The following is a 22,597-nucleotide window of genomic DNA, read 5'->3' as shown; positions in this document are numbered from 1 at the left end:
AGGAAACGGGGTGGAGGCGCCGCGCGGGCTTACTGCTTGGTGAAGCGCCGCAGTAGGGCCGGCTGGTCGCCCTGGGCGGGCACGCTCAGCAGGTATAGGCCGCCGGGCAGGCTGCTTACGTCGAGCGGACCGCTGGCCAGCTGGCCGGCGCGCACCACTTGCCCTAGGGTATTCAGCAGGCGGAAGGGCCGGCCGGCCAGGGCCGGGGCCACGGCCAGCGTGAGCGGGCCCGTGGTGGGGTTGGGGTAAAGGGCCAGCTGCTCGTCGTTGGCGGCGCTGGCGGTGGCCAGGGCCTCGCCCACGCGGGCCGTGCCCTGCTTGCTGATGCGCACCCAGTTAAGGTTGTAGCCCCCGGTTTGGGCGTAGATGCCGAAGTTGTAAGTGCCGGCGTTGATGGTGACGGTTTTCGAGACGGTGGTCCAGCTTTGCCAGCCGCCAGTGCCAGGGATGCTGGTGTTGCCAAACTGGATATTACCCGCGTTCAAATCGGCCGAAATGGTGCCGCCGTTGGCCCCGCTGGCCACGCGGTACTCAATGAGGTAGGTGCCGGTGGTGGGGAAGTTGATGCTGTTCCACACCAGGTAGTCGCCCTGGTCGATGTAGCCCATGTCCTGGCCGCCGCCCGTGTCCGAGCAGGTTTCGACCTGCATCCCGTTGTTTACGTTGGCGGCCTCGGCCTCCAGCTGCTTGCTGAAGGTGCCGCCCGCGCCGCTCTGGATTTTGAGCGAGCTTGCCTGGTCGTTCCAGTTGCCCGCGCCTAGGGCGTTGTTAACCAGGCAGCTGTTGTTGCCGGTCACGCCTAGCGCGGCGCCCCCAAAGTTGTCGTCGGCATACAGCGTGACGGAGTAGCCGCTGCTCACTTGTAAGGACGAGATGTCGTCGTTGGCAATGCCTTTGGCTTGGAGCTGGCTGAGGGTGTAGGTGCCGGCGGGCAGGCTCACGGCGGTGCCGCCGTAGTTGCAGTCCTTGTAGAAGGTAGCTACGCCCCCGGTGCCGCCGCTCTGGCCCGCAAAGCCGCCCCAGGTGGCCAGCACTTTGGTGGGCTGCGGCGTTTGCAGCGTGCTCGACTGGTCGGCCACGTCGTCGTAGGCGAAGCCGTAGCTCAGGTTATCGACGCTGATGCCCGGCAGGTGCCAAAAGCGGGCGTAGTAGTTCATCGGCGCCGTTTGGTAGAACCTGCTTACGTTGTAGAAGTCCTGCTGGCCAGCTGCCCCGCTGGCCGTGCTGATGGCGTGGCGATTGACGGCCGCCGTAATTTGAGCTTGCACCACCAGGTCGCAATCGCCGTCGCTGTTGCGCTGGGCCAGCACGCCTTTGCCCTCGAAGGCCTCCTGGGTGGTGGGCTCGCGGGTGATGATGCCCGTGCGCCCGTTGTAGGCGCCCGACTGGCCCACTACCACTAGGCGGTTGTCGCTGCCCACCCGGCCTTTAAAGACGCCCGCGTTGCCAGCGTTAAAAATTAAGTCCTCGCTTTTGTACTTCGCCCAGATGGCATCCAGGTAGCTCTTGAAGTAGTTGCCGTACTGCCCGGCCGCCGTGCCGTTGCTGCCATCGTAGAAAGCAGGCGTTTTGGAAGGAAACGAAATGACGCCCGTCGAGCTGTTAACAGTGCCCTGAAACTCGGTGGGCACGTTGGCCTTGTAGGCGCTCACAATGTCAGCGGCCGACTTTAGCTCGCCCGTTTTCTTGTAGTAGTTGTTGCCGGTCAGCTCCAGGCCCATCGGGTAGTTAAAGGCATCGACGCGGGTGGTATTGCCGAAGAAGCCGCCCGAGTTATTAGTCAGCTCAATGGTTTCGTAAATGATGCCCGTGTTGGGGTCGCTGGCATTCTGGGGGTTAGGCGCCGTGTAGCCCGAGGGCGCGCCGTTGGCCCCGAAGAAGTAGAAGTACAGCTGCTGCCCCCGCGAGATGTACACCCGGCAACCGGCAATGAACGGCAGCGCAAAGGTGCGATTGGGAATGTTGCTAAGCCGGGTGAAGCACGCCGCGTACTTCGAGTTGCCGCCGGGGCCGGTGTTGCCGTTCACGGTGGGCCCAGTTACGGTGTTGTAGCTGGCGCTCATGGGCAGCACTTGGCTGTTGGCGGCGTTCACCCACACGTGGTCGCCGCTGGTATTGATGCCCACGATGGCCACGTACAAGTCGGCGTCGGCCGTGGTCGAGTTGTTGTTAATCGTGAAGGGCAGGTTGCTGTTGCCCTGGGCTAGGGCGCGGCCGGGCAGCCAGGTGCTGAGCACGGCGAGCAGCCCCGCCAAGGCGCGTAAAAGTGTACGGTGCATAACCAAGAAAAAAAGGGTGGGAAAAGGAAAAAGATGGGCTCGGCCCGCCACGATTATTGAATGGCCCGGCCCTTCACTATCCCCCGATAATCGAGGCCAGGGCCACCCAATAATGCGGCGGCTCACGAGCCGAACAAGCCAAAAATAGCGGGTGGTTTTGGGGCAGTGCAAGCCGGCGGGGTGGCTGCCAGCGGGCACATCGCGGGCGCTATTCGCTTAGGGCGCACGCGGCTTTTTGGCTTCTAGGGCCCCGGCAGGGCCAGGCCGGCCCTAGGGCCTTCGCTTAAAAAACACGTAAAAATTTTCGGATTGCGGCCGGCTGTAATCCCAAACGTTTGGGGAGCTGCCCGGCTGCTTGGCTCGGCCAAGGAACTCGGGCTCGGGCGGGGCCCAACCTTTCGGGGGCGGGGCTAGTAAAAAACCAGCCTTTTCCCGCGCTTTCCTCACCTTGCTTATGTTGCGTACTCTCGTCGTTTGCTTGCTGCCCGCCGCCGGGCTGCTGGCCGCCTGCACCGGCGGCCCCGGCACCGAAAAATCGTTCGATACGGCCACGCCGCCCGCCGTGCCCACCTCCGCCAGCGCCCGGCAGCTGGTGTCGGTGGCTACCTCCGACACTATTTGGAACGGGGTGGCCGTGAGCGACGACGACCGGGTATTCGTGCTGTTTCCCCACAACGAGGGTACGCCCGGCACCCGCATCGGCGAGCTGAAGAACGGCCGCGTGACGCCCTGGCCCACCCGCGCCTGGAACGCCTGGACCAAGGAGGGTGACTCGGCTCGCACGGCGTTCGTGCGCACTAACTCGCTGCGCTTCGGCCCCGACGGCCTGCTGTGGATAGTAGATACGGGCACGCCCAAAAGCGATGCCCCGCCCATTGCCCACGGCCCCAAGCTGCTGGCCTTCGACATCACCAAAAACCAGCTGGTGAAGTCCATTCCGCTCGATAAGCTGGTGAAGCGCAAGAGCTTCGTGGACGACCTGCGCTTCCACGGCGATATGATTTACGTGACCGATGCCGGGGCGCCGGCCCTCATCGTGCTCAACCAAAAAACCGGCCAGAGCCGCCGCGTGCTCGAAGACGACAGCACGACCACCGCGCGCCGCCCCATGGTGGGCGAGGGTAAGGTGATGCTGAAGCCCGACGGCAGCCTGGTGAAGCTACACGCCGACCAGATGGAAGTGTCGCCCGACGGGAAATACTACTATTTCCAAACCGCGGCGGGCCCGATGTACCGCGTCGAAACGCAATATCTCGATAATTTTAGCCTGCCCTCGGCAAAAATTGCGTCGCGCGTCACGTACTTCTTCAATTCGCCCACCTGCGGCGGCACCACCATCGACGCCGCCGGCAACCTGTACGTAGCCGATGCCAACCAGAAGCGGGTGCTCAAGGTGACGCCCGCCGGCGAAAGCAGCACCCTGGTGCAAAGCCCCGACCTGATTTGGGTGGATGCCATGTGGATAGACCACGCCGGCAACCTGTGGCTGCCCGTGCCCCAGATGAACCGCACGGCTGGCTTTCAAAAAGGCGTTGAAACGGTGAAGTTTCCGGTGCAGCTCTACAAGCTGCCCATTGGGGCCAAGCCTTTTCGCGATTAGCGCCCAAGTGGCGCCCCCGGCTGTTGGGGCCGGCCGGCCGCCCCTGGCCGCGGCCAGCGGGCCCTAGGGCTGCCTACGCAAAAAAGTCGCTGGGGTCGGCCTGGCTGAGGTATTTGCGCAGCTTGCCTAGGTCGCCGAAATAAGGTAGCACCCAGTGCATAAACTGGTGAATAGCGGTAAGGCTGTCGGCGTAAGCTACGAAGGCATCGTCGCGCTCGGCAAACTCCAGGTGGTCGAGCAAGCCAGGCTGATACTCCTCGATAATGGTTTCGATGTGCTCGCGCCACGAGAGTCCGTCGCCGCCGTAGCCGTAGTCCTCGAAGAGGGTAGTGTAGGTATCCAACTGCCACAGCTCGGCCACAATGGCGTATTGCCGCGCGGGGTCGGCCGGGGCTTTGGCGGTGGCAATGCGGAAGGGATAGGTGGGAGTCATGGGGCGGAAGTGGACACGCTTACGCAAGATGCTCACAAAGTGGCGTATAATGCTAGTGTGAGGGATGGTTTTTTGCTTGAATTTGAATGGGTTTTAGGTGGTAAAGTTCAGGCTTCTCCCTTAGGTGCAAACCAGCGCCAAACCAGCGCCGGGGCCGCACCCTGTCTAAATCCAATTTGAGAGTCGCCCGGCAGGGGGCCGGCCGGGTGCGGCCGTAGCTTTCGCCTCGCTTGCTGCCCTAGCCAAGCTCACCGTTAAGGACTTCCGCTCTCAGTTTTTTAACTCATTACCTGTCTGCCGCTACTGGCTCGCGGCTGCGTGCCGCCGCGCCAGGCGCAGCCTCAGCGGGCCCGAGTGGGCGGTTAGCTAATTCCTGCCTCGTCTGCAACAGAAACTGAGCGGGCAGCTGGACAATCAACCTCCGGCGTGCGTCCAAAATAACGGGCTATTGTACCACGTTCAGAAGGGTGGTCGTAGCCTTGCTGGGCAATTGCAGTAGTCGTTTTGTACTATTGATGGAAATGCTGGCACCGATGAATAAAAGGGCCGTGTAGGCAACTAAATCGGGATTTTTAGCCCGAAAATGCCACCCAAAATAGGTCAATAATAAAGTAATCGTGCTAAAACTAGTCGTCCGTTCAGCTTCGTAATTTTGGCGGCGCCCCGCTCCACGATGCCGCCGATTTGCTGCTGCTTATGTCACTAGACACGTACTCCCCCGCTTTTCTGGACCTCGCCTACCGCCCCGATTTGCACCAGCTCACGGGCCGCTGGCAGTACTCTACCACGGATGCCGAAATGCACCAGGGCTACGATGCCCTGCGCCGGGCGGCGCTGCACTACAACTGCGGCAACTGGCTCATCGATTCGCGGCGCTGCCTCAACCGCTGCCTGAGCCGCCTGGTGTGGGTGACGGACCGCTGCCTGCCCCAGGTGCAGCGCGAGCTGGGCACCCCGCTGCGCATTGGCTTTCTAGTGCTGCCCGATTATTTGAATGGCCTGCCCGCCTCGGCCAGCGTGCCCGTGCCCGATGCGGCCGTGCGGATGACCTTGTTTATTGACGAGGGCGCGGCCGGTAGCTGGCTGGCTCAGCAGCAGCGGGAGCTGGCCAGCCGCTAGCGGCGGCGCCACAGCAGCAGCCCCAGGCAGGCGACGGCCAGCGCGGCCAGCAGCGCGTCGCGCCCGGTGCGGCCGCGCTGCGCTTCGGCTAGCTCGGCGGCTAGGGCCTGCTGGCGGGCGGCGGCCTGGCGCTCGCGCAAGCGGCTGTTCTGGAGGTCGTTTTGCAGCTCGGCCAGGCGCTGGGCGGTGAGGTTGCGGTCGTCGCGGCCGGTGTTTTGCAGGGTGCTGGCGGTGGTTTGGGCCTGCTGGGCGGTTTGGTTGAGCGCGGCCACTATCTCGCCGTCCTTGTCCACAATCTCCTGCAGGGCATCTACTACCTGTTGCAAGTCCTTCTTGCTGGGCTGGCCCGTGAGGCCAAACAGGGCGTGGCGCTGGGCGCTGGCCGCCGCGTAGCGCTCGGTGAGCACGCGGCGCTCGGCCAACAGACGGGGCAGGGGCGAGGAGGCGGGCGGCGCGGCGGGCGGGGTTTGCGCCTGGGCGGGTAGCGCGCCAAGCGCCCCCAGCAGGGCCAGCCGGCGCCCCAGTAAAAGCAGGTTCATGGGGCGAAGAAACAACGCAACGCGGGCGCGGACGCTACCTTTAAGGTACACTATGCCGCCGCCCATTTCGTCCGAAGCCTTTTACGCCCGCCTCGCCGCCCTGGCCACGGCCCCCGCCGCCGCGCCCGCCGACCAGCTGCCGCGCCTGCGCCAGCTGCTCGAGCAGATGCTGCGCGCCGAGTGCCAGCGCCGCCAGGCGCCCTTCGCCGACCTCAGCCAGGCCATTGGCCTGGTGGCCTACGACCAGGGTCTGCCCCCGCTGCTGCGCCGCCAGCTGCAGAACCTGCGCCTGCAAGCCAACCTGGTGCTGCACGAAAGCTACCCTGGCACCGCCGCCGAGGTAGCCACCGGCTTCGGGGCCGTGGCCGCGCTGCTGCGCCACCTGGGCGGCCCGCCCTACGCCGGGCCGCGCCCGGCCGGCAGCCCAAGCCCCGCGGCCGATGAGGCGCCGGCCGCTGCCGCGGCGGCGGATGAAACCGCTCTGATGGCGAGCCCAGCGCCCCTAGGGCTGCCGCTGGTCGCCAGTCCGGCCTGGCGGGTGCGGGTGCTGCACGCCGATTTAGCCAGCGGCCAGCTCACGGTGGAGATGGCCACGCCCGCACCGGGCTGCCCGGCTGCGCCCTTCGGCCTAGTGCTGCCCGCCGCCTACGCGGGCCTGCTGCCGCTGGCCGCCGCCCTGCACCCGCTGCTGAACCTGGTAGACCCCGCCCCGCAGCCCGACGGCCGTTACCGGCCGCGCCGCGTGGTGCTCGAGCCCGACTACCTGGTGAACGTGACCACCATCGCCGAGTGCGCCCAGGCCAGCGGCACCATCCCCGACTGGGCCCTGCTCAACGCTTTTCTGCCCGACGAAACCTCGCGGCCCCTGGTGGTGGGCAACCTGGTGAACCTGCTACTGGACGAGGAGGTGAGCCACGCCGCCCGCCAGCAGGAGTGGGCCGGACCCGCCGCCGCGCCGCTGCCCGCTAGTCGGCCGGTGCTGTTTCGGAGCGTAACCGACGGCCTCACCCAGGCCGGGCAGCGCTTCGAGACGGAGCTAACCGAAGCTGCTAACGGGCCTAGGGCCGCCGGCACGGCGGAAGGCGCGGCTGCTCCGGCCGCCCTGGCTACCCCGCCGGCGGCCGCGCCGCTACTGGCGCCGTTGGGGGCCGCCCCGCTGGCCGAGGAAGTTGCCACGGAGTTCGATTTGGAAGCGTTTTTTAAGAAGCGGCTGTTTCGCTCCAATCCACTCACCATCAGCGCGCTGCCCGAGTTTCAGACGCGCAACGGGGTGCCCGAGCTGCTCAACGACCTGCGCCGCCACTACCAAACCTTGCGCCGCAGCCGAACCCAGGGCTTCGTGGCCGGCAGCCGCACCGGCTACCAGCAGCAGCCCCTGCGCGTGGCCGACTGCTTTCTGGAACCCGCTTTTCTGTCGGCCACCTACGGCTTGCAGGGTCGCCTCGACCTCTTGCACGAAAGCCCCACCGGCTACGACATTGTGGAGCTGAAAAGCTCGACCAAGGTGCCCCACGCCGAGCCCTGGAGCAACCACGCCGCCCAGGCCCAGCTCTACCGCCTGCTGCTGGAGTCGGTGTTTGGGGCCGATGGCGAAACCGCCGGCCGCGGCCGCACCAGCATCCTCTACAGCAACGCCGCCGAAGACCAGCCGGCCGTGCGGCGCGTAGACCAAGACGCCGAGCTGGTAAACCGCCTGCTGGCCGCCCGCAACCAGCTGGTGGGCACTGAGCTGCAGCTGGCCCGCGCCACCACGCCCGCGCAGGTCGAAAAGCTGCTGGCCCCGGTATTGCAGCCCAACCTGCAAGCGCTGCCGCCCTTCGGCCGGGTTAAGGCCGAGCGCATTGCAGGCGCCTGGGCGGCCGCCGACCCCGTGGAGCGCGCCTACTGCCTGGAAATGGTGCGCTTCGTGGCCCGCGAAATGCGCCTGACCCTGCTAGGCGACGAGGCCCGGCCCGGCGACGCGGGCGGCCAGGCCGGCCTCTGGCAGCTGTCGGCCGCCCGCAAGCAGCAGAATTTCAGCTTGCTCGACGAGCTGGTGCTGCTCGAAGACCACAGCCACGCCCCCGACGACGCTCGCGAGGGCCTAGGACCCCACCTCATCTTTAAGCGCCCCGCTGGCGGCCGCGAAGTCAACTTCCGGGCCGGCGACACGCTCATTCTATACCCCAGGCGCAAAGCAGGGGCGGGGCTGGCCCCCGCCCTGACGCCCGGACAAACTGCCCCGGAAAATTCGGCAACGACGCCCGGCGCCGTGCCCCGCCCCAACGACAAAGCAGCGGCGCCCGGGTCGCCCCTGAGCGTGCTCGATGCGCAGGTGGTGAAGGTGACGCTGGCCGAGGACCTCACGGCCGACGGGCTGGTGGTGCTGAGCGTACGCAACCGCCGCCTGGCGCCGCGCTACCTGGCCGGGCACTCGCACTGGGCCCTGGAGCCCGACACCTACGACACGTTTCGGCGCGAGTGGGCGGGGCTGTCGGCCTTCCTGAGCCTCTTGCCCGAGCGGCGCCAGCGCCTGCTGGCCCGCCGCGGCCCTAGGGTGCCCGAAGGGTGGAGCCCCGTTGCGCTGCCCGCCACCGACGCGCCCGAGGTGGTGGCCCGTGCCCTGGCCGCGCCCGACTGGTTTGTGCTCTGCGGGCCGCCCGGCACCGGCAAAACCCGCGCCGTGCTGCGCGAGCTGGCCGAGCGCCTCTATAAGGACGACAAGCAGGCGCTGCTGGCCGCTTATACCAACCGGGCGGTGGACGAGATTTGCGAGCAGTTGGTGGCGGCCGGGCTGCCCTTCATCCGGGTGGGCTCGCGCCTGGGCACGGCCGCGCCCTACCGGCCGTACTTGCTCGACAACATGATTCGCGACTGCCCCAACCGCCAAACGGTGCGGGCCCGCCTCACGGGCTGCCCGTTCTACGTGGGCACGGTGGCCAGCCTGCTGGGCAAGCCCGAGCTGTTTTTGCTGAAAAACTTCGACTTGGCGGTGGTGGACGAGGCCAGCCAAGTGCTGGAAGGGCCCATGCTGGCGCTGCTGGCCAAGGTGCCCAAGTTCATCCTCATCGGCGACCACCGCCAGCTGCCGGCCGTGGTGGCCCAGGAGCCCGAAGCCAGCGCCGTGGCCGCGCCGGTGGCCGAGCTGCTGCAGAGGGAGCTGGGTTTGAGCAATCTGCGCAACTCGTATTTCGAGCGGCTGTTTAAGCTGGCCGAGGTGCACTGGCCCCACGCCCACGGCACGCTGGCCAACCACTACCGCATGCACGCCAACCTGGCCGCGCTCGTCAACGACGACTTCTACCAGGGCTTGCTGCGCTTTCCGCTAGCCTGGCAGCACGAGCCCCTAGGGCGCCCCCAGTGGCCCGCCCCGGCCGACGCCTGGCAGCAGCGCCTGCTAACCGAGCGCCTGATTTTTGCGCCCACCCGCCGCCAGCCCGACGATGCCTCCATGAAGGAGTCGAGCGAGGAGGCCGAGCTGGCCGCCCGCGCCGCCGCCTACGTAGCCCAGGGCTACGGCGCGGCCTTCGACCCCGAAAAGACGCTGGGCATCATCGCCAGCTACCGCAACCAGGCGGCCCGCATTCGGGCGCGACTGGCCCAGCTGGCCCAGGCCCTAGGGCTGCCCCAGCTGCTGAGCATCAGCGTCGATACCGTGGAGCGCTACCAGGGCTCGCAGCGCGAGGTCATCATCGTGAGCTTCTGCTGCCACCACGAGCACCAGCTGGAGCTGATGGTGAGCCCCGACGAAACCGGCCAAGTCGACCGCAAGCTCAACGTGGCCCTGACCCGCGCCCGCCAGCAGCTCATCCTGCTGGGCAACGAAGAGGTACTGCGCCGCGCCCCGCACCACGCCGCCCTGCTGCGCCGCTGCGGCGTGGACGGGGAGGAGTAGGGTCCTAGGGGCTAAATAGCGTGAGCAGTAAAAAGGCGGTCATGCTGAGTTTTACGAAGCATCTCTGCCGCGCCGCCTAGGGCATCGTTCAGTAGAGATGCTTCGCGGAACTCAGCATGACCGCCTTTTTTAGGTGCATTACCCCTAGGGCCTGCTGCTCGCCTGGCACCTTTCCGGTAAGCAGCAACGGCGCGCTGGGTAAAATGCCGTCCGGCCGTTCGTTGGTAAAAAATAAACTGGCGCCGTCGAAGCCCGACCGTATGTTTGCGGCCGCACCCACTCGCCTTGCCATGTCTGCCGCGCCGCTCTCCCAGGTTATTGTTATTGGCGCCGGCGTGGGCGGGCTGAGCGCGGCGCTGCGGCTGGCCCGCCAGGGCTACGCGGTGCAGGTGCTGGAGGCGCGGGCGCGGGCGGGTGGCCTGGCGGGCGGCTTCGCGACGGGCGAGTTCACGTTCGACGCGGGCCCCTACATCTTGCTCGATAAGCCGGGGCTGGAGTGGGCGTTTGGGCAGCTGGGCATCAGCCCCGCGGCACTGCCGCTCGCGCCCATCGAGCACATCTACCACGTGCTGCACGAGGATGGCGGCACCTCGGCCTTCGACCGCAGCCTGGCCAGCACGGCCGCCGGCTTCGAGGCCCAGCACCCCGGCAGCGGCGCGCGCTATCAAGCGTTTGTGGCCAAGATGACCGGTATTCACGCCAACGTGCAGCCCCTCACGTTTCACTCGCACCCGAGCCCCTGGCTGCTGCTGCGCTACGGGGCGCTGGGCAGCGCCCCATTTATGCTGCGCTCGCTGGCATCGGTGCTCGGCCAGGCGCAGTTGCCGCCCGCCCTGCAAGCCAGCATTGGTATCTGGACGCACATCGCCGGCCAGCCCATGAGCGAGGCGCCGGCGCCCATGGCCTTCGTGCCGGGCTTGTTTCACGGCGTGGGCGCGTACTACCCTAGGGGCGGCATGCGCGCCGTGCCCGAGCTGCTGGAGGCCGAGGCGCGGGCGGCGGGCGTGCAGTTTCGCTTCAACACCAAGGTGAAAAGCATTGTAACGGCTGGCAATCGGGTTATAGGAGTAGAAACAACTGACGGTGAGCATATTGTTGCTGATGCCGTAGTGTCGGATGCGGCTGGCATTGGTACCTATGTAGAGCTGATTGAAACGACCAGTAAAACGGATGCCGCGCTGGTACGGCGCCTAGCGCACCAGCGCGAGCAGCTGCAGCAGCTGCCCCTGCAGTCGCCGGGCACCTGCGTGTATTTGGCGGTGCGGGGCGCGCGGCCGCCCTATTACATCCGCTTTAAGCTGCGCGGCCACGGCTGCACGGCCTTCGTGCAGCCCGGTTTGCTGGCCCCCGAGCTAGCGCAGGCTGGCTGGCTGCCGGCCCGCCTTATCTCGCCCCTGGCCCACGCCGACGCCGCCCGCCTAGGGCCCGAGGGCCAGCACCAGCTAATGGCCGAGCAGCTGGCCGAAAGCTGGTGGCGGGAGGGCATCCAGGAGTACCGGGTGCTGCACTGGCGCACCACCTTCGAGTGGGGCCGCGACTACCACCTCTACCGCGACAGCATGAACCCGGTAATGACCTCGCGCCTGATGCTACGGGGCCGCCTGGCCCACCGCAGCCCCACCGTGCGGGGCCTCTACCTCACCGGCAGCAGCACCCACCCCGGCCAGTGGGTGAGCTTCTGCGCCATTGCCGGGGTGCTGGCCGCCGACTGCCTGGCCGAAGATTTCCGCCCGGCCCATGCTTAACGCCCAACTGGAAACGCACGCCCTCGGCCGGGTGCGGGTGGCGCGCCTAGGGCAGGGCGAGCCCGTCGTGCTGCTGCACGGCTACCCCGACAACCTGCAGGTATTTAGCGAGTTATCGCCGCTGCTGGCTGCTGAGTACGAAGTCATTGCCTTCGACTGGCCCGGCCTGGGCGATAGCGCCGCCTGGCCGGGTGGCGCCACGCCAGTGGTGCTAGCCAAGCACTTGCTGGCCCTGCTCGACGCCTGGGGCCTAGGGCGCGTCCACCTGCTGGGGCAGGACATGGGCGGCCAGCCGGCGCTGGTGTTTGCGGCCGCCTACCCCGAGCGGGTGCGCAGCCTGGCGGTGCTCAATAGCCTGGTGGGCGGGCAGGAGGCTACCTCCTGGGAAATCAAGTGGCTGCGCCGCTTCGGCGTGAACCGGCTGCTGCTGCGCCACTTGCCCCGGCTAGTGTATTGGCGGGCCTTGCACACGTTTTTGCCCCTAGGCCGGCCGGGACTGAGCCCGGCCTTGCGCCGCGAAATGTGGCGCACGTTTCGGCAGCCCGCCGTGCGCGACTACGTGGTGCGCATGTGCGCCGGCTACGAGGCCCAGCTGCCGCGCCTGCCCGCCCGCTACCAGCAGGTGCGCTGCCCCACGCTCATCTTCTGGGCCGAGCGCGACAAGCACTTTCCGCCCGCCCAGGCGCACTTCCTGGCCGCCCAGGTGCCCCACGCGCAGCTCGAAATTCTGCCCCAGGCCACCCACTGGATGGTGCTGGCGCGGGCCGCGGAGGTGGCGGAGCGGCTGCGGGCTTTTTGGGCAAGGGCGTGCCCCTAGGGCCAGCAGCGTAGCTTACTGGCAGTTTTGGAAAACAATGGGCGGCGTCTTAGCCAATACCGTACTGCGCCCCGGCGCGGTATAGCGGTGCAGGTAGAGGTAGCAGGTAACGGGGTGCAGCAAGCCTGGCACCCGCGCAACAGCCGCCATTGGGTAGGTTATGGTAAGCGTATCGTGCCGGGCAGTGATGGTAGTTTGGCCCTCCCGGCCTATGGAGAACGTGCGGTTTGGGTCGGTGCTTTGAAACTTCACAGATACCGCAAAGCCGTAAGCCGACTGCTCCGCCTCGGCCAGCTGATAGGCGAGTTTGAAGGTGAGTACGGCACTCGCCGCGGGCACCGTGCACGGCGGCTGATTGAGGGCCAGCAGCGTAACGCGGTTAGTATTGGCTGGGACTTGCGCCCAAGTAGAGCGGATGCCCGATAATAGCAAAAGTACCCCTAGGGGTAAGTGGCTGGTAGCTAAGTTTTTCATACTATACTGCTCAGGGTGAATGATGGAAGTAACTGCCGTCAAAACCCCAGCTTATATACCGCGCAAAACTGCCGCTCCGTCAGCCACTGCGGGGTGGCCCGGATGGCCAGGTTGCGCAGTGTGGCCGCCGGGCCGCGCCAGTAGCCCACCCGCCCAATCAGGCGCGAGGTGCGGGTGACGTGCCGGGCCTTGGCGTGGCGCAGGCGGTGCAGGGCGGCAAAGGCGGCGGCTGGGTCAGTAGGGGTTTCGGCCAGGCACTGGGCTAGGGCGTAGGCGTCTTCCACGGCCTGGCAGCCGCCCTGGCCCATGTAGGGCGTGGTGGCGTGGGCCGCGTCGCCAATCAGGCCCACGCGGCCCCGGTGCCAGGCGGGCAGCGGGTCGAGGTCGAGTACCTCGTTGCGGATGATGGCGGCTTCGGTGGCCGCCTCCAGAATGGCCGGCACCGGGTAGCCAAAGCCGTCGAAGGCCCGCTGCAAGCGGTGCAGCAGCCCCGCCCGCTCGCTGCTGAAGCTGCCCGGCACGGCCGCAAACCAATCCACCACGCCGTCCTCAATCTCGGAAAAGCCGAAGCGCAGCCCCGCGTGCCACACCTCGCGGATGGCGCGCTTATAGTGCGGCGCCAGCTGCACCGCCGACATGCCGCGCCACACCAAATGCCCCCGCCCGCCGGGCTGGGCCCCCGGAAACAGGGCCTGTCGCACCGGCGAGTGAATGCCATCGGCCGCCACCACGAAGCCCGCCCGCTGCGTGCTGCCATCGGCAAAAGTGGCCGTCACGCCCGTGGCATCTTCTTGCAAACCCGTGCATGCCTTGCCCAGCTGCACCGTAGCCGGGCCCACGGCGTCCAGCAAAATAGCTTGCAGGGTGGCCCGCCGAATGGCCGTGGTGCCGTGCCCGAACTGCTGCCGGATGCGCGCCTGGCTGGTTTGCATGATGGGCCGCATCTGCCTATCCACAATCTCGATGGCGCGCAGCGGCACCCCGCCCGCGTTGATGCGCGCGGCCACCCCTAGGCGCTCGAACACCTGCATGGCGTTGGGCGCCATCCAGATGCCCGCCCCTAGGGGTAAAATCTGGGGAGCAGCCTCCACTACGGCTGCTTCCAGCCCGCGCTGCCGCAGGGCAATAGTGGCGGTGAGGCCCGCGATACCCGCGCCGATGATAAGGCCAGTCTGCTGCTGCATAGCGGCACGAAGCTACGCCGCAGTCTAGGAAGTAAGGGCGGCCAGCACGCGCTTAATCAGTTCGTTGGGGCTGCCGTTGTGCCAGCGCCACACGATGACGATGTCGTGCTCGGGGTCAATCCAGATGGTGTTTTGGCCGGCCCCCAGGGCGGCGTAGCTGCTGGCCGGGGCGTCGGGCCAGGCCTTGCGCTCGGTGTTCAGCCACCAGAGGTAGCCGTAGTCGGGCCCCACCGGGCCGCGGGTAGTGGCCGCGGCTATCCACTGCGGGGCCACCAGCTGGCGCCGGCCCCAGCGCCCACGCCGCAAAAACAGGTAGCCGAAGCGGGCCTCGTCGCGGGCGCTGATGCGCAGGCCGCCGCCCCAGCGCGTGCCCCCGCTCACGCTGGCCATGGGCCGGCCGTCCACGGTGGCCACGGCGTTGGGGTAGGGCACCCACTGCCAGATGTCGGAGGCGCCGATGGGGTCCATAATCTCGGTCTTGAGCACCTGGGGCAGCGGCCGGCGCCACACCCGTAGCAGCGACAAGGCCAGGCGGTTGATGCGCACGTCGTTGTACTCGAAGTAGGTGCCGGGCGCTTGCAGGGCGCGAGGCTTCCGTTCGCCCTTGCCGAAGGCCTCGCGGCCCACAAAGTCGGCGTTTTTGCCCCACAGCTCGCCCTCCCACTCGCTGGTTTGGCGGGCGTGGTGCTCCCAGGTAATAAGGCGGTTATGGTCCGAGTCGTAGCCGCCGTCGTGGATGCTGGCCCCCACCGGCTCGTGAATATCCGTGATGAGCTTGCGCTCCAGGGCCACCCCTAGGAGCGTCGAGAGGAAGCTCTTGGCCACGCTGTAGGTGGGGTCGGGGCGCTGGGTATCGCCCCACTCGGCCACCAGGTAGCCGTGGCGCAGCACCAGCCCGTTGGTGGCGGCGCGGCTGGTGGGCATGGGCCCCAGCAGCTTGCCAAATATCTCCTCCTGGGTCGAGAAGTCGGGCGCCATCTGGGTGGTTTCCTGGGTTTGGGCGAAGGCCACCGCCTCGGCCAGCCGGCTCTCATCGAAGCCCGCCGCGGCGGCGCTCTGGTGCTCCCAATCGGCGCCGGCCGGGGGGTAGTAGGTGTGGCTGCCTGCCGCGCCCGCCGTGGGCGCCGTAGGCCGGGTGCAGGCGGCCAGCAGCGGCAGGCCCAGCAGCAATAAGGAGCGGTAGATGAAGTGCATAAGAAAGGGGGAGCGCCGCCTTATGCGGCGGCCGGCCTAAGATAGTAGCCCGCCCCCGCACCAGCCACCAGTAAAGCCTCGCCGCAAGCGCACGTTGTCCAGCTTTGTTAGCTTCGTCTGCCAGTAGCGCCTAGGGCCTGTTCACCAACTAAGATGCACCTTAATAGCATTGTAGCACCTGCCACACTTGGCTAAAGTCGTGGGCCGATAGGGCCGTGCGCGGAATCCAGAAGTAGAGGCGACCGGAGTCGCCCCACATCATGCCGGCTTCGTCCTCGTAGCTGTCGAGCTGCAGCAGTAGTTCCCACTCGGTTAGGGCTTGCTCCTTCCAGGTAGCAGCTTGCGCGTCGCTGATGCCTAGTGCCTGCTGCGTAGCCTGTTGCGCTTCCGCGCTTCCCGTATTGAGGCCCTGCATTACCAAGGCGCACTGGTCGCGCATGGTGCCCTGGATAGTGTCGGGATGGCCTAGTACGCGGCTGGCACCATCGGCGTACCGGTGCTGGATATCCCAGTAAGCATCCCATTGCTGTTCGCTCAGCTCTTCTTCGGCAATGCCCAGGTCCTGTTCCCGCAGGTCGGGCAAGGTCAGCTCGGGCGCGAAGGTGAGGGGCACTACTGTAAAGGCCTCGTACTCATCGGTTGTCAAGTCGGCTGGCTGGGGGCGCGGAGCAAGCTCGGTGCCGACGGGGTGATACAGCACCACGGCCCGGCCCCGGTCGGCGGGGTCGTAGCCCCAGGGCTGTTCCAGCGCATCGTAGAAAAACGAGAGGACCCCGGCGGGCGGCAGCGGGGCCGCAGCCGGAAAAGCAGCCAGCTCGGCCAGGTTTAGTTGAGCTAAAAAGCTCAGGCTGCGGCCCTGCCAGGTCGGCCAGGGAGCAGCGACTGGTAAGTCGGGCAGGCCGCCCAGGTGCGAGCAGCCCACTGGCAGCGGAACTTCAGGAGCCGTCTGCGTCAGCACCCGCACGCTAAGGCGGCAGTGCGGGGCCAGGCGCGACCATAAGAAGCCCAGGCCGGCTGCCTCGACGGCGGCTTGCAAATCAAGTTGGTTGGTTTCCATGCGTAAAAGGAAGTAATAGAGCGGCTAAGGAAGACTAAGCCACCATCAAGGGGGAAAGCAGCTGATGATCTGACTTATTAGGGGTTACAGCTGGCGCAAAATCGTCTCGTCGGTTATCTGGTCGTCGTCCATCAGCAGGGCGGCTTTGCTAAGGATGATGCTGAGCACGGCGTCGCCCTCGAAGGGCAGGAACACGCCCGGTGCCCCTAGGGTCCGGGCCGAGCGGTCGGGCACGATGCAGAGGTAGCGGTCGCTGGGCTCCATGAGGATATTGCCCGAGCCGAGGTGGATTTTGTAGACGTGGCGGTGGCCCCGCACGTGCAGGAAATTGCCCTTCAGCTCGCTCACGCGGCCAATCTTGAGGCGCGGCACCAGGCGCTCCAGGGCCAGCTTGCGGGTTTTGGCCACCTCCGTCAGCTCGCCGAAGCTGTAGCTCTCCCAGTAGTTGCGGAACTGGGCCAGGCCACCCTGGTCGCGCCAAAGCGGGTCGTTGCCCACGCTAGCTACGCCTACAAACAAGTCCACGTCGCGCATCACCTCGCTGAACACCAGCGGGTCTACCTCGGGCAGCGGCACGGGCGCATCGGGCGCGGCGGGGCGTACGAAGCGGATTTGGTCGGTGCTCACGTAGTTGTAGATGCCGGTGTCGTTCCAGGCGCCGTCGGCGTTCACCTCGCTCACCCAAAACTCCGCTTGCAGCCCTAGGGCCGGCAGCGGCAGCACGGCCGCCTCGTTTTCGTAGCCCTTGTCGTAGGCCCCGAGCAGGCTATAGCGCCAGCCCCGCAGCTTGGCCAGCGAGTTGAACTGGTGCTGCTTGAGCACGTGCGCGGCCATGCGGTTGGAGTAGGTGCGGGTGCGTTCTTCGGGCGGCGTCAGCACGTACACCTCGCGGAAGGTCTGCTTCAGGGGCTGGCGCAACTGCTTGGTTTCGAGCAGCTGACGCCAGGCTAGTACCTCGGCGGCTGGCACCAGCACGGGGTGCCAGAGCTGCAGCTGGGTGTCGGCGATGGGGGCGGGCACGGGCTGGCCCAGGGCATCGCGCCAGGCGCCGTCGAGCCACAGGGCGTCGTGGTGGCCGCCCTCGGGGTGGTGCAGGCGCCAGATGAGCGGGCGGGCCAGCTCGCTGAGCAGGCCGTGTTCGAAGTAGTACTGCTCGAACCAGGGCCACGCGATGCACCGGCCCTCCACGAAGCTGCGGTCGAGGCGGTCGCGCTGGGCGGTGTAGGTCTGCTGGGCGGTGGTTTGGGCTAGCTTCAGCTCCTGCAGCTTGTCGGGGTGGCTGGCTTTGAGGGCGGCGGGGGCGCTTTTGAGGGGCTTGCCGGCTTTCGTCCAGCCCAGCTCGGCCCGGCCCTCGCGCAGCGTGAGGGTGGCCGCGTACTCGCCTAGCTCCTCATGCAGAGTGCCTAGGGTCAGGCCAGCGTCGGGGGCGGCCAGGTCCTCCACCTCGGCCGGCGACACGCCCAGCTTCGCCGATTCCTGCTCGATGTACTTGGCAATCAGGGTCTGGGTGTTGCTCTGCCGGATTTTGCCGCGCACCCGCGCCAGGGCCGACACGCCCGGTAGCCCGGCCTGGGCCAGCGCCCACAGGGCGGCGTTGCCGAGGCCGGCCGCCAGCGGGCCCCGGCCCGGAATCTTCTGGTAGCTGCGGGCGGCAAAGTCGGCCAGCTGCCCAACCAGCGGCGCATCGAGCAGCGGCGCCAGCGTCCAGATGAGGCCCTTCGCCACGGTGATAGTGGGCTCGGGTAGGTAGGTGGTGTCGGTGCGGGTGACGCTATAGCCTTGCGGGGTAATGGCGAAGGCAGTCCCGTACCATGTGCGCAGTTGCTCCTCGGTGTATTGCCCTTGATACTCCGTTGTGTAAGCCACTTCGGCAGGCCGGATGGCGGTTAGGGTTATCAGTAGCGCCCGGCCCTGCTCGCGCACGTTGTCGGGCCCTAGGGCCGCTACCTCGGCGGCAATCTCCTTGGCGTACTTGCCCGTAGGCTGGCCGCCGCTAGCCCGCTGCCAGAGTTGCCACAGTCGCAGCCAGGGTCCAGCGCTGGGGCTGCTCCGGTCAAGGTCCTGCACCAGCCCCGCTAAGTGGCGGCTTAGGGCGTCGTCGGCCCGAAACTCTACTACCGGCAGCTCGTCGGTGTCGGTAGCCAGGCCCAGTATCTCGCGAATTTTCGTGCGAACCTTGACTTCTTCCGGGCGGCTGGGGCGGCACTCGGCTAGCACTTGATGCAGCAGCTCCAGTAGGGGCGGGTGTTGCAGGGGGTGCTTTTTGGCGTGGCGCGCCAGCTGCGTAAAAGTCAAGATAGTAGAGAATCCCCACCAGGACTCGTAGCGGGCTGGTTGGCCAGCAGCACCAGTGCGTGGCAGCCCGTAGAGCGTGAGCAGCCGCACCCAATCGGATTCGCTGAGGGCCAACGTGCCGCGCATCAGGGTCGTTAGCAGCTCGCCCTGCTTCCATCTGGCTCCGCTGATAATGAGTTTGTCCTTAAGCTCGTTAGCGGCTTGGATGGTGGCTGCCAGGGCTAGGGCCAATTGCCCTTGGTAGGCAGCGCCTTGCTGCTTTACTTGCTGAAAGCCCACTAGGTCACCGGGCTTGGTGCCGTAGCCCTGCTGAACCATGTCACGGGTTAGCTCTTCGATAACCGGCTGCATGGCTAGGTCGCTGGCTGGGGCATCGGCCGGTAGCGGCGTGTGGGGATAAGGGGAAGCGGACATAGCGGTAGCGAATGAAGCGCGGCTAAAACTACTATATAGGGCTGCCAGGAAACCACGAAACCTAGCCCCCCACCAGCGGCGTGAGCTTGAGGAAGCTGGCCGAGGCGCCCGCGCCCAGCCAGATTACTTCGTCCAGGCTTTCCACCTGCCGGTCGTTGAAGAGCAGAAAGAAGCCGTTTTGCTGGAATGCCTGCAGGGCGCGGTACACCTGCTCTTCGGCGTCAATCAGCTTGAGGTGGCGCAGGCGGTAGCTCTCGCCGTTGAGTAGACGCTCCGAATCGGTGGGCTGCACTAGGCCGCGGAAGGTGCCGGTTTGGCGCGCGTTGTAGGCGGCCACTTCCTGCTGCACGCGCCGGGTTATCAGTTCGCGCACGGTCAGGGTTTCCTGGGTGATTTCCAGCTCCAGCCGGGCCAGCACGCTGCCGGTGGCGGTTTCATCGACGATGGTAAGCAGGGCCATGGGTAGTAATGAGCAATTAACAATGAGCAATGAACAGTGTTGGTGGGGCAGACCATCGGCAAGCTACTGCCGAGCTGGCTTCTAGGGCTGCCGGGTGGCCTAGGCGGCCGCCAATAGCGCGGCGCTGACGGGCTTGAGCACGCCCGCATCCCAGCTGGCCAGCCGCTCGCGCACGGCGGCGGGTATTGGCTGGACTAGCTGCGCTTGCAGGTCGGCGTACAGCTCGAGCAGGCGGCGCAGGCCCCACGGCGGGGCGCTGGGCAGCTCGGGCAGCAGCGCATCCAAGATTTGGCGCAGGGCAGCGGCGGTGGGTGGGCCCAGGCTAAGCGCGGCAAGGCCTTCGGTCAGGCGTGACACGGGCGCGTCGGCGGCTAGCAGCTGCCCCAGCGCCTGCCCCAGGGCCGCTGGCATTAAGCGTCGGTGGTTGATAGTTTGCTCGAGCACTTGCTGGGCCAGCGCCCGGCAAGCCGGAGCGGGGTGCACCAAGCCCGTAGCAAGCAATTGGGTGGCTTCTTCCGCCAGCACGGGCCCGGCAGGCAGCAGCGTGTAAAGTGCCGATTGCAGCAGCTCGCGGCTGGCCCCGGCCGACTGGCCGGCCGGGGCCGCGCACCGCAGTGTATGGCGATAAAGTGGCGCCGGATACTGGGGCAGCAGCGCGTGCAGCTGGGTATACACGGTGCGCAGCGCCGCATAGCCATCCCAGCCTTCGGGCCCACGCTGGTGGCGCGGCCGCATCACCGCGTGGGCGGAGTAGAGGGGCAGCCCCGCCACCACCCCCGGCGGCGAGGTAAAAACCAGGGGCGGGGCTGGCAGGGGAGTGCCGGCCCAGGCGGGCGGCGGCGGTGGCGCTGGGGTAGCGGCCAGCGCGGTTTCGGCGGCCTGCTCCAACGCCGCCAGCCACGGCAGCTGGGCCGCGGGGTATTTGGTGCGGGCAGCCACGGCCCACAGCCCCGGCAAGGCGGCATCCAGGGTAGTGGGCCAGGCCACCAGGCGGGGCAGGACCGCGCAAGGGGGCGCCGGCGAAACTGTCGTCGGCGAAAAATACCAGCCAAGCAGCTCGCGCAAGCCGGGGTGGGCCAGAGCGGGAAGCAGTTGCTGGGCGACCTCGGCGACGGGCCCCCCGGCGGGCGTGCGGGCCAGGGCAATGGTGAGGTCGGCCAAATTGGGCGCGGTGCCGTACTGCTGGTAGCGCAGCAGCTTCTCGACCAGCACCACCGGCGACACGTAGTGCGGCTGGTGCGTAAACGTGCTCAGCAGCGGCAGGGCGGTTTGCTGGGCCAGCAGCACTTCGGCAAAAGCCAGCCGCTGCTGGTTGGGGTAGCACAGCGGGTCGGCCGCCGACGCGTAAGCCGCCTGCCCAACCCCCCCGATGGGCTGGCGGCCTAGGGCTATCTGGCTTACGCGGGCGCTGGCAAAGCCTTCGTACCAGCTCAGCAGCAGGGCTTCGAAGAGGCCCTTAGCCCAGGCCGGCGGCCATTCGGCCAGGTGGGCCAGCACCTCGGCCAAGGTGCTTTTGCTGCTCAGCCAGGGCACCAGCCGCTTGATGTAGGGTTGCAGCTGCTGCTGGTAATCGGCGGGCAGCTGCCCGTGCAAGCGTAGCAAGCCATCGAGCCAACGCTCCAGGGCCACGGGGTCGTTTTGGCGCAGCATGGCGGCGCTCAGGAACAGCAGCTCGTGCCAGTCGGCCACCGGCGCGATAGCCGTGGCGGGCGAGATATCGGGCACGAACTGCGCGAGTGGCGCGTAGACTGTGGCGGCTTTGGGGGCGGGTGCGGGGCTAGGGGCCGCCAGCCAGGGGGCCAGCGCGGCGCGGGCGGCGGGGCCTAGCAGCGCGGCCTGGTCGGCCAGCGCGACGAGAATTGCGCTGGTGTCGGCGGAAGGGAGGAGGAGCGTTTTGGCACTCAGCAGGTCGGCCAGGTGCTTGGCAGCCCGCGCCTGCACGGCGGCGTCGGGGTGGGCGAGGGCGGCGGCCAGCAGCCGGGCCACGGCCGGCGCGTGGGCAGCCTCCTGCCTGGGCAGCCTGGCCAGGCAGGCAAGCAGCGTTTGGAGGCCGGTTTTCAGCTCGGGCCGCCGCACCAGGCTATCGGCCGCTTGCAGCAGTGGCGCCAAGTCGAACCCCGGCTCCAACCACACGGCTTTCAACAGGTTTAGGGCGAAATTCACTACCAGCGGCTGCGCGTGGGCCAGTAGCTCCACCAAGTCGGCTTGGTGCGCCAGGCATTCGGCCGGGGTGGGTTGTAGGCTCAGAAACAGCTCCTTGAACCATGTCAGCAGCGGGCGGCGGAAGTCGCGGCGCAGCGCCAGCAGACAGCGCGTGCGGATGTCGGCCCGGTGCAGGTGGCCTGCCTCAACTAACCCAAGCAGCACGCGCTGCCAGGTATGCTTTTCGTAATTGGCGGCCGACCGCCCGTCGAGGCGCGCCATGGAAGCCTCGTACTCGAACTGAAGCGGCAAGTCGCGCGTCAGCGCTTTTTCGTCTTTTCCCAGGCGCTCGGCCAGCTGGCCGGGGCGTTGGTCGAGCGCCAGCCAGGCTAGTTGGAAGGCAAACTGCTGCGGGCGATACTCGATGAAGCCAGCGTCCTCTAGCTCGCGCAGCAGCCAGTAGTTGGCTAGGCTGCTACCAAAGCCGCCCATGAGCCAGTCGCTGAGCCAGGCCGGCCGGGCGTGCTGCAACACGGCGCGCACTGCGGCCCAGCGCGAGCTAAAGTAGTTGTGCATCAGGCTGCCAGCCCAGTGAAAGCCCCGGCCAAAGGCTTCTTTGCGGGTGTAAGTAGCCAGCCCAGTCAGGAAGAACAAGGCGCCCTCCTCGTCCGTTGGGTCTATAAATGGGGTGTCGGCAAATGAGGTGTCGGCCGGAGCAGGAGGGGGTAGGGCTGCCGCCAGCGCCTCCCCAGTACTAGCCGCCAGGGGCGGAAAAACCGTCCACCCGCGCCGGGCCGGCCGGGGGCGCGCATTGGGAATGCCGTGCTGCAATAACGCCAGGGCCTTCGCGCGGACCGCTTTTACGTCCTTAGGGGATAGCTTCAGTAAAAATGGTACCAGCTCCTGCGTGCCCTGGCAGCTCATGATGTACCCAAACTGCTCAGTAACTGACAAGCTCATAAATCGCTAAA

General features: G+C 66.9%; 15 protein-coding genes. 5 read left to right on the top strand and 10 right to left on the bottom strand.

Annotated features, from left to right (window positions below; translation table 11 throughout):
• Positions 1-29 precede the first annotated feature (29 nt).
• Complete coding sequence (locus HHL22_RS03865; protein ID WP_169529641.1) at positions 30-2,279, bottom strand: beta-1,3-glucanase family protein; 2,250 nt, start codon at positions 2,277-2,279, stop codon at positions 30-32.
• Between the two features lie 454 nt (positions 2,280-2,733).
• On the opposite strand from HHL22_RS03865, the gene HHL22_RS03860 reads away from it, so the two are divergent.
• Positions 2,734-3,879 carry an L-dopachrome tautomerase-related protein gene (locus tag HHL22_RS03860; RefSeq protein ID WP_169529640.1) on the top strand — a complete coding sequence of 382 codons (1,146 nt, stop codon included), beginning with the start codon at positions 2,734-2,736 and terminating at the stop codon, positions 3,877-3,879.
• A 73-nt stretch (positions 3,880-3,952) separates the two neighbouring features.
• Here HHL22_RS03860 and HHL22_RS03855 read toward each other — a convergent pair whose 3' ends face one another.
• The gene (locus tag HHL22_RS03855) at positions 3,953-4,312 is read right to left on the bottom strand and encodes an Imm51 family immunity protein (protein ID WP_169529639.1); all 360 of its coding nucleotides are present in this window, start codon (positions 4,310-4,312) and stop codon (positions 3,953-3,955) included.
• Between the two features lie 696 nt (positions 4,313-5,008).
• On the opposite strand from HHL22_RS03855, the gene HHL22_RS03850 reads away from it, so the two are divergent.
• On the top strand, positions 5,009-5,431 hold the full coding sequence (locus HHL22_RS03850) for a hypothetical protein (RefSeq protein ID WP_169529638.1): 423 nt from the start codon (positions 5,009-5,011) through the stop codon (positions 5,429-5,431).
• On the opposite strand, the gene HHL22_RS03845 is transcribed toward HHL22_RS03850, so the two are convergent.
• Positions 5,428-5,970, bottom strand: a complete 543-nt coding sequence (locus HHL22_RS03845) for a hypothetical protein (protein WP_169529637.1) — start codon at positions 5,968-5,970, stop codon at positions 5,428-5,430. The two genes, HHL22_RS03850 and HHL22_RS03845, sit on opposite strands and share 4 nt — an antisense overlap.
• A 52-nt stretch (positions 5,971-6,022) precedes the next feature.
• Here HHL22_RS03845 and HHL22_RS03840 point away from each other — a divergent pair, with 52 nt between their 5' ends.
• From HHL22_RS03840 to HHL22_RS03830, 3 genes are all read left to right on the top strand, one after another.
• Positions 6,023-9,844 (top strand): DEAD/DEAH box helicase, encoded by a 3,822-nt coding sequence (locus tag HHL22_RS03840; RefSeq protein WP_169529636.1) that lies wholly within the window; start codon positions 6,023-6,025, stop codon positions 9,842-9,844.
• A 290-nt stretch (positions 9,845-10,134) separates the two neighbouring features.
• Positions 10,135-11,589: a phytoene desaturase family protein gene (locus tag HHL22_RS03835; RefSeq protein WP_169529635.1), complete on the top strand. Its 1,455-nt coding sequence runs from the start codon at positions 10,135-10,137 to the stop codon at positions 11,587-11,589.
• Positions 11,582-12,406, top strand: a complete 825-nt coding sequence (locus HHL22_RS03830; RefSeq protein WP_169529634.1) for an alpha/beta fold hydrolase — start codon at positions 11,582-11,584, stop codon at positions 12,404-12,406. The genes HHL22_RS03835 and HHL22_RS03830 overlap by 8 nt, the downstream gene beginning before the upstream one ends.
• A gap of 15 nt (positions 12,407-12,421) precedes the next feature.
• Here HHL22_RS03830 and HHL22_RS03825 read toward each other — a convergent pair whose 3' ends face one another.
• From HHL22_RS03825 to HHL22_RS03795, 7 genes are all read right to left on the bottom strand, one after another.
• Entirely contained in the window at positions 12,422-12,880 is a 459-nt protein-coding gene (locus tag HHL22_RS03825; protein ID WP_169529633.1) for a hypothetical protein, read from the bottom strand.
• A 38-nt stretch (positions 12,881-12,918) separates the two neighbouring features.
• On the bottom strand, positions 12,919-14,064 hold the full coding sequence (locus HHL22_RS03820) for an FAD-dependent monooxygenase (RefSeq protein ID WP_169529632.1): 1,146 nt from the start codon (positions 14,062-14,064) through the stop codon (positions 12,919-12,921).
• A gap of 24 nt (positions 14,065-14,088) precedes the next feature.
• Positions 14,089-15,258 (bottom strand): serine hydrolase domain-containing protein, encoded by a 1,170-nt coding sequence (locus tag HHL22_RS03815; protein WP_169529631.1) that lies wholly within the window; start codon positions 15,256-15,258, stop codon positions 14,089-14,091.
• 160 nt (positions 15,259-15,418) lie between these two features.
• Positions 15,419-16,315 (bottom strand): YwqG family protein, encoded by an 897-nt coding sequence (locus HHL22_RS03810; protein WP_169529630.1) that lies wholly within the window; start codon positions 16,313-16,315, stop codon positions 15,419-15,421.
• Between the two features lie 84 nt (positions 16,316-16,399).
• The gene (locus HHL22_RS03805) at positions 16,400-19,024 is read right to left on the bottom strand and encodes a DUF4132 domain-containing protein (RefSeq protein ID WP_169529629.1); all 2,625 of its coding nucleotides are present in this window, start codon (positions 19,022-19,024) and stop codon (positions 16,400-16,402) included.
• A gap of 61 nt (positions 19,025-19,085) precedes the next feature.
• A complete protein-coding gene (locus HHL22_RS03800; protein ID WP_169529628.1) occupies positions 19,086-19,484 on the bottom strand; it encodes a hypothetical protein in 399 nt (132 codons plus the stop codon).
• A gap of 99 nt (positions 19,485-19,583) precedes the next feature.
• Positions 19,584-22,586 (bottom strand): DUF6493 family protein, encoded by a 3,003-nt coding sequence (locus tag HHL22_RS03795; RefSeq protein ID WP_169529627.1) that lies wholly within the window; start codon positions 22,584-22,586, stop codon positions 19,584-19,586.
• Between the last annotated feature and the right edge of the window lie 11 nt (positions 22,587-22,597).

The organism is Hymenobacter polaris (assembly GCF_012927305.1).
Classification (GTDB): Bacteria; Bacteroidota; Bacteroidia; order Cytophagales; family Hymenobacteraceae; genus Hymenobacter; species Hymenobacter polaris.
The sequence above is the reverse complement of the archived record's forward strand: the minus strand, read 5'-3'. Positions and strand labels throughout refer to the sequence as shown.

What these genes read in the sequence shown, in the direction of transcription:
- HHL22_RS03795 (WP_169529627.1), bottom strand. Translation starts at nt 22,586, where the DNA reads ATGAGCTTGTCAGTTACTGAGCAGTTTGGGTACATCATGAGCTGCCAG.
- HHL22_RS03830 (WP_169529634.1), top strand. Translation starts at nt 11,582, where the DNA reads ATGCTTAACGCCCAACTGGAAACGCACGCCCTCGGCCGGGTGCGGGTG.
- HHL22_RS03855 (WP_169529639.1), bottom strand. Translation starts at nt 4,312, where the DNA reads ATGACTCCCACCTATCCCTTCCGCATTGCCACCGCCAAAGCCCCGGCC.
- HHL22_RS03840 (WP_169529636.1), top strand. Translation starts at nt 6,023, where the DNA reads ATGCCGCCGCCCATTTCGTCCGAAGCCTTTTACGCCCGCCTCGCCGCC.
- HHL22_RS03820 (WP_169529632.1), bottom strand. Translation starts at nt 14,064, where the DNA reads ATGCAGCAGCAGACTGGCCTTATCATCGGCGCGGGTATCGCGGGCCTC.
- HHL22_RS03860 (WP_169529640.1), top strand. Translation starts at nt 2,734, where the DNA reads ATGTTGCGTACTCTCGTCGTTTGCTTGCTGCCCGCCGCCGGGCTGCTG.
- HHL22_RS03825 (WP_169529633.1), bottom strand. Translation starts at nt 12,880, where the DNA reads ATGAAAAACTTAGCTACCAGCCACTTACCCCTAGGGGTACTTTTGCTA.
- HHL22_RS03810 (WP_169529630.1), bottom strand. Translation starts at nt 16,315, where the DNA reads ATGGAAACCAACCAACTTGATTTGCAAGCCGCCGTCGAGGCAGCCGGC.
- HHL22_RS03805 (WP_169529629.1), bottom strand. Translation starts at nt 19,024, where the DNA reads ATGTCCGCTTCCCCTTATCCCCACACGCCGCTACCGGCCGATGCCCCA.
- HHL22_RS03815 (WP_169529631.1), bottom strand. Translation starts at nt 15,258, where the DNA reads ATGCACTTCATCTACCGCTCCTTATTGCTGCTGGGCCTGCCGCTGCTG.
- HHL22_RS03845 (WP_169529637.1), bottom strand. Translation starts at nt 5,970, where the DNA reads ATGAACCTGCTTTTACTGGGGCGCCGGCTGGCCCTGCTGGGGGCGCTT.
- HHL22_RS03800 (WP_169529628.1), bottom strand. Translation starts at nt 19,484, where the DNA reads ATGGCCCTGCTTACCATCGTCGATGAAACCGCCACCGGCAGCGTGCTG.
- HHL22_RS03865 (WP_169529641.1), bottom strand. Translation starts at nt 2,279, where the DNA reads ATGCACCGTACACTTTTACGCGCCTTGGCGGGGCTGCTCGCCGTGCTC.
- HHL22_RS03850 (WP_169529638.1), top strand. Translation starts at nt 5,009, where the DNA reads ATGTCACTAGACACGTACTCCCCCGCTTTTCTGGACCTCGCCTACCGC.
- HHL22_RS03835 (WP_169529635.1), top strand. Translation starts at nt 10,135, where the DNA reads ATGTCTGCCGCGCCGCTCTCCCAGGTTATTGTTATTGGCGCCGGCGTG.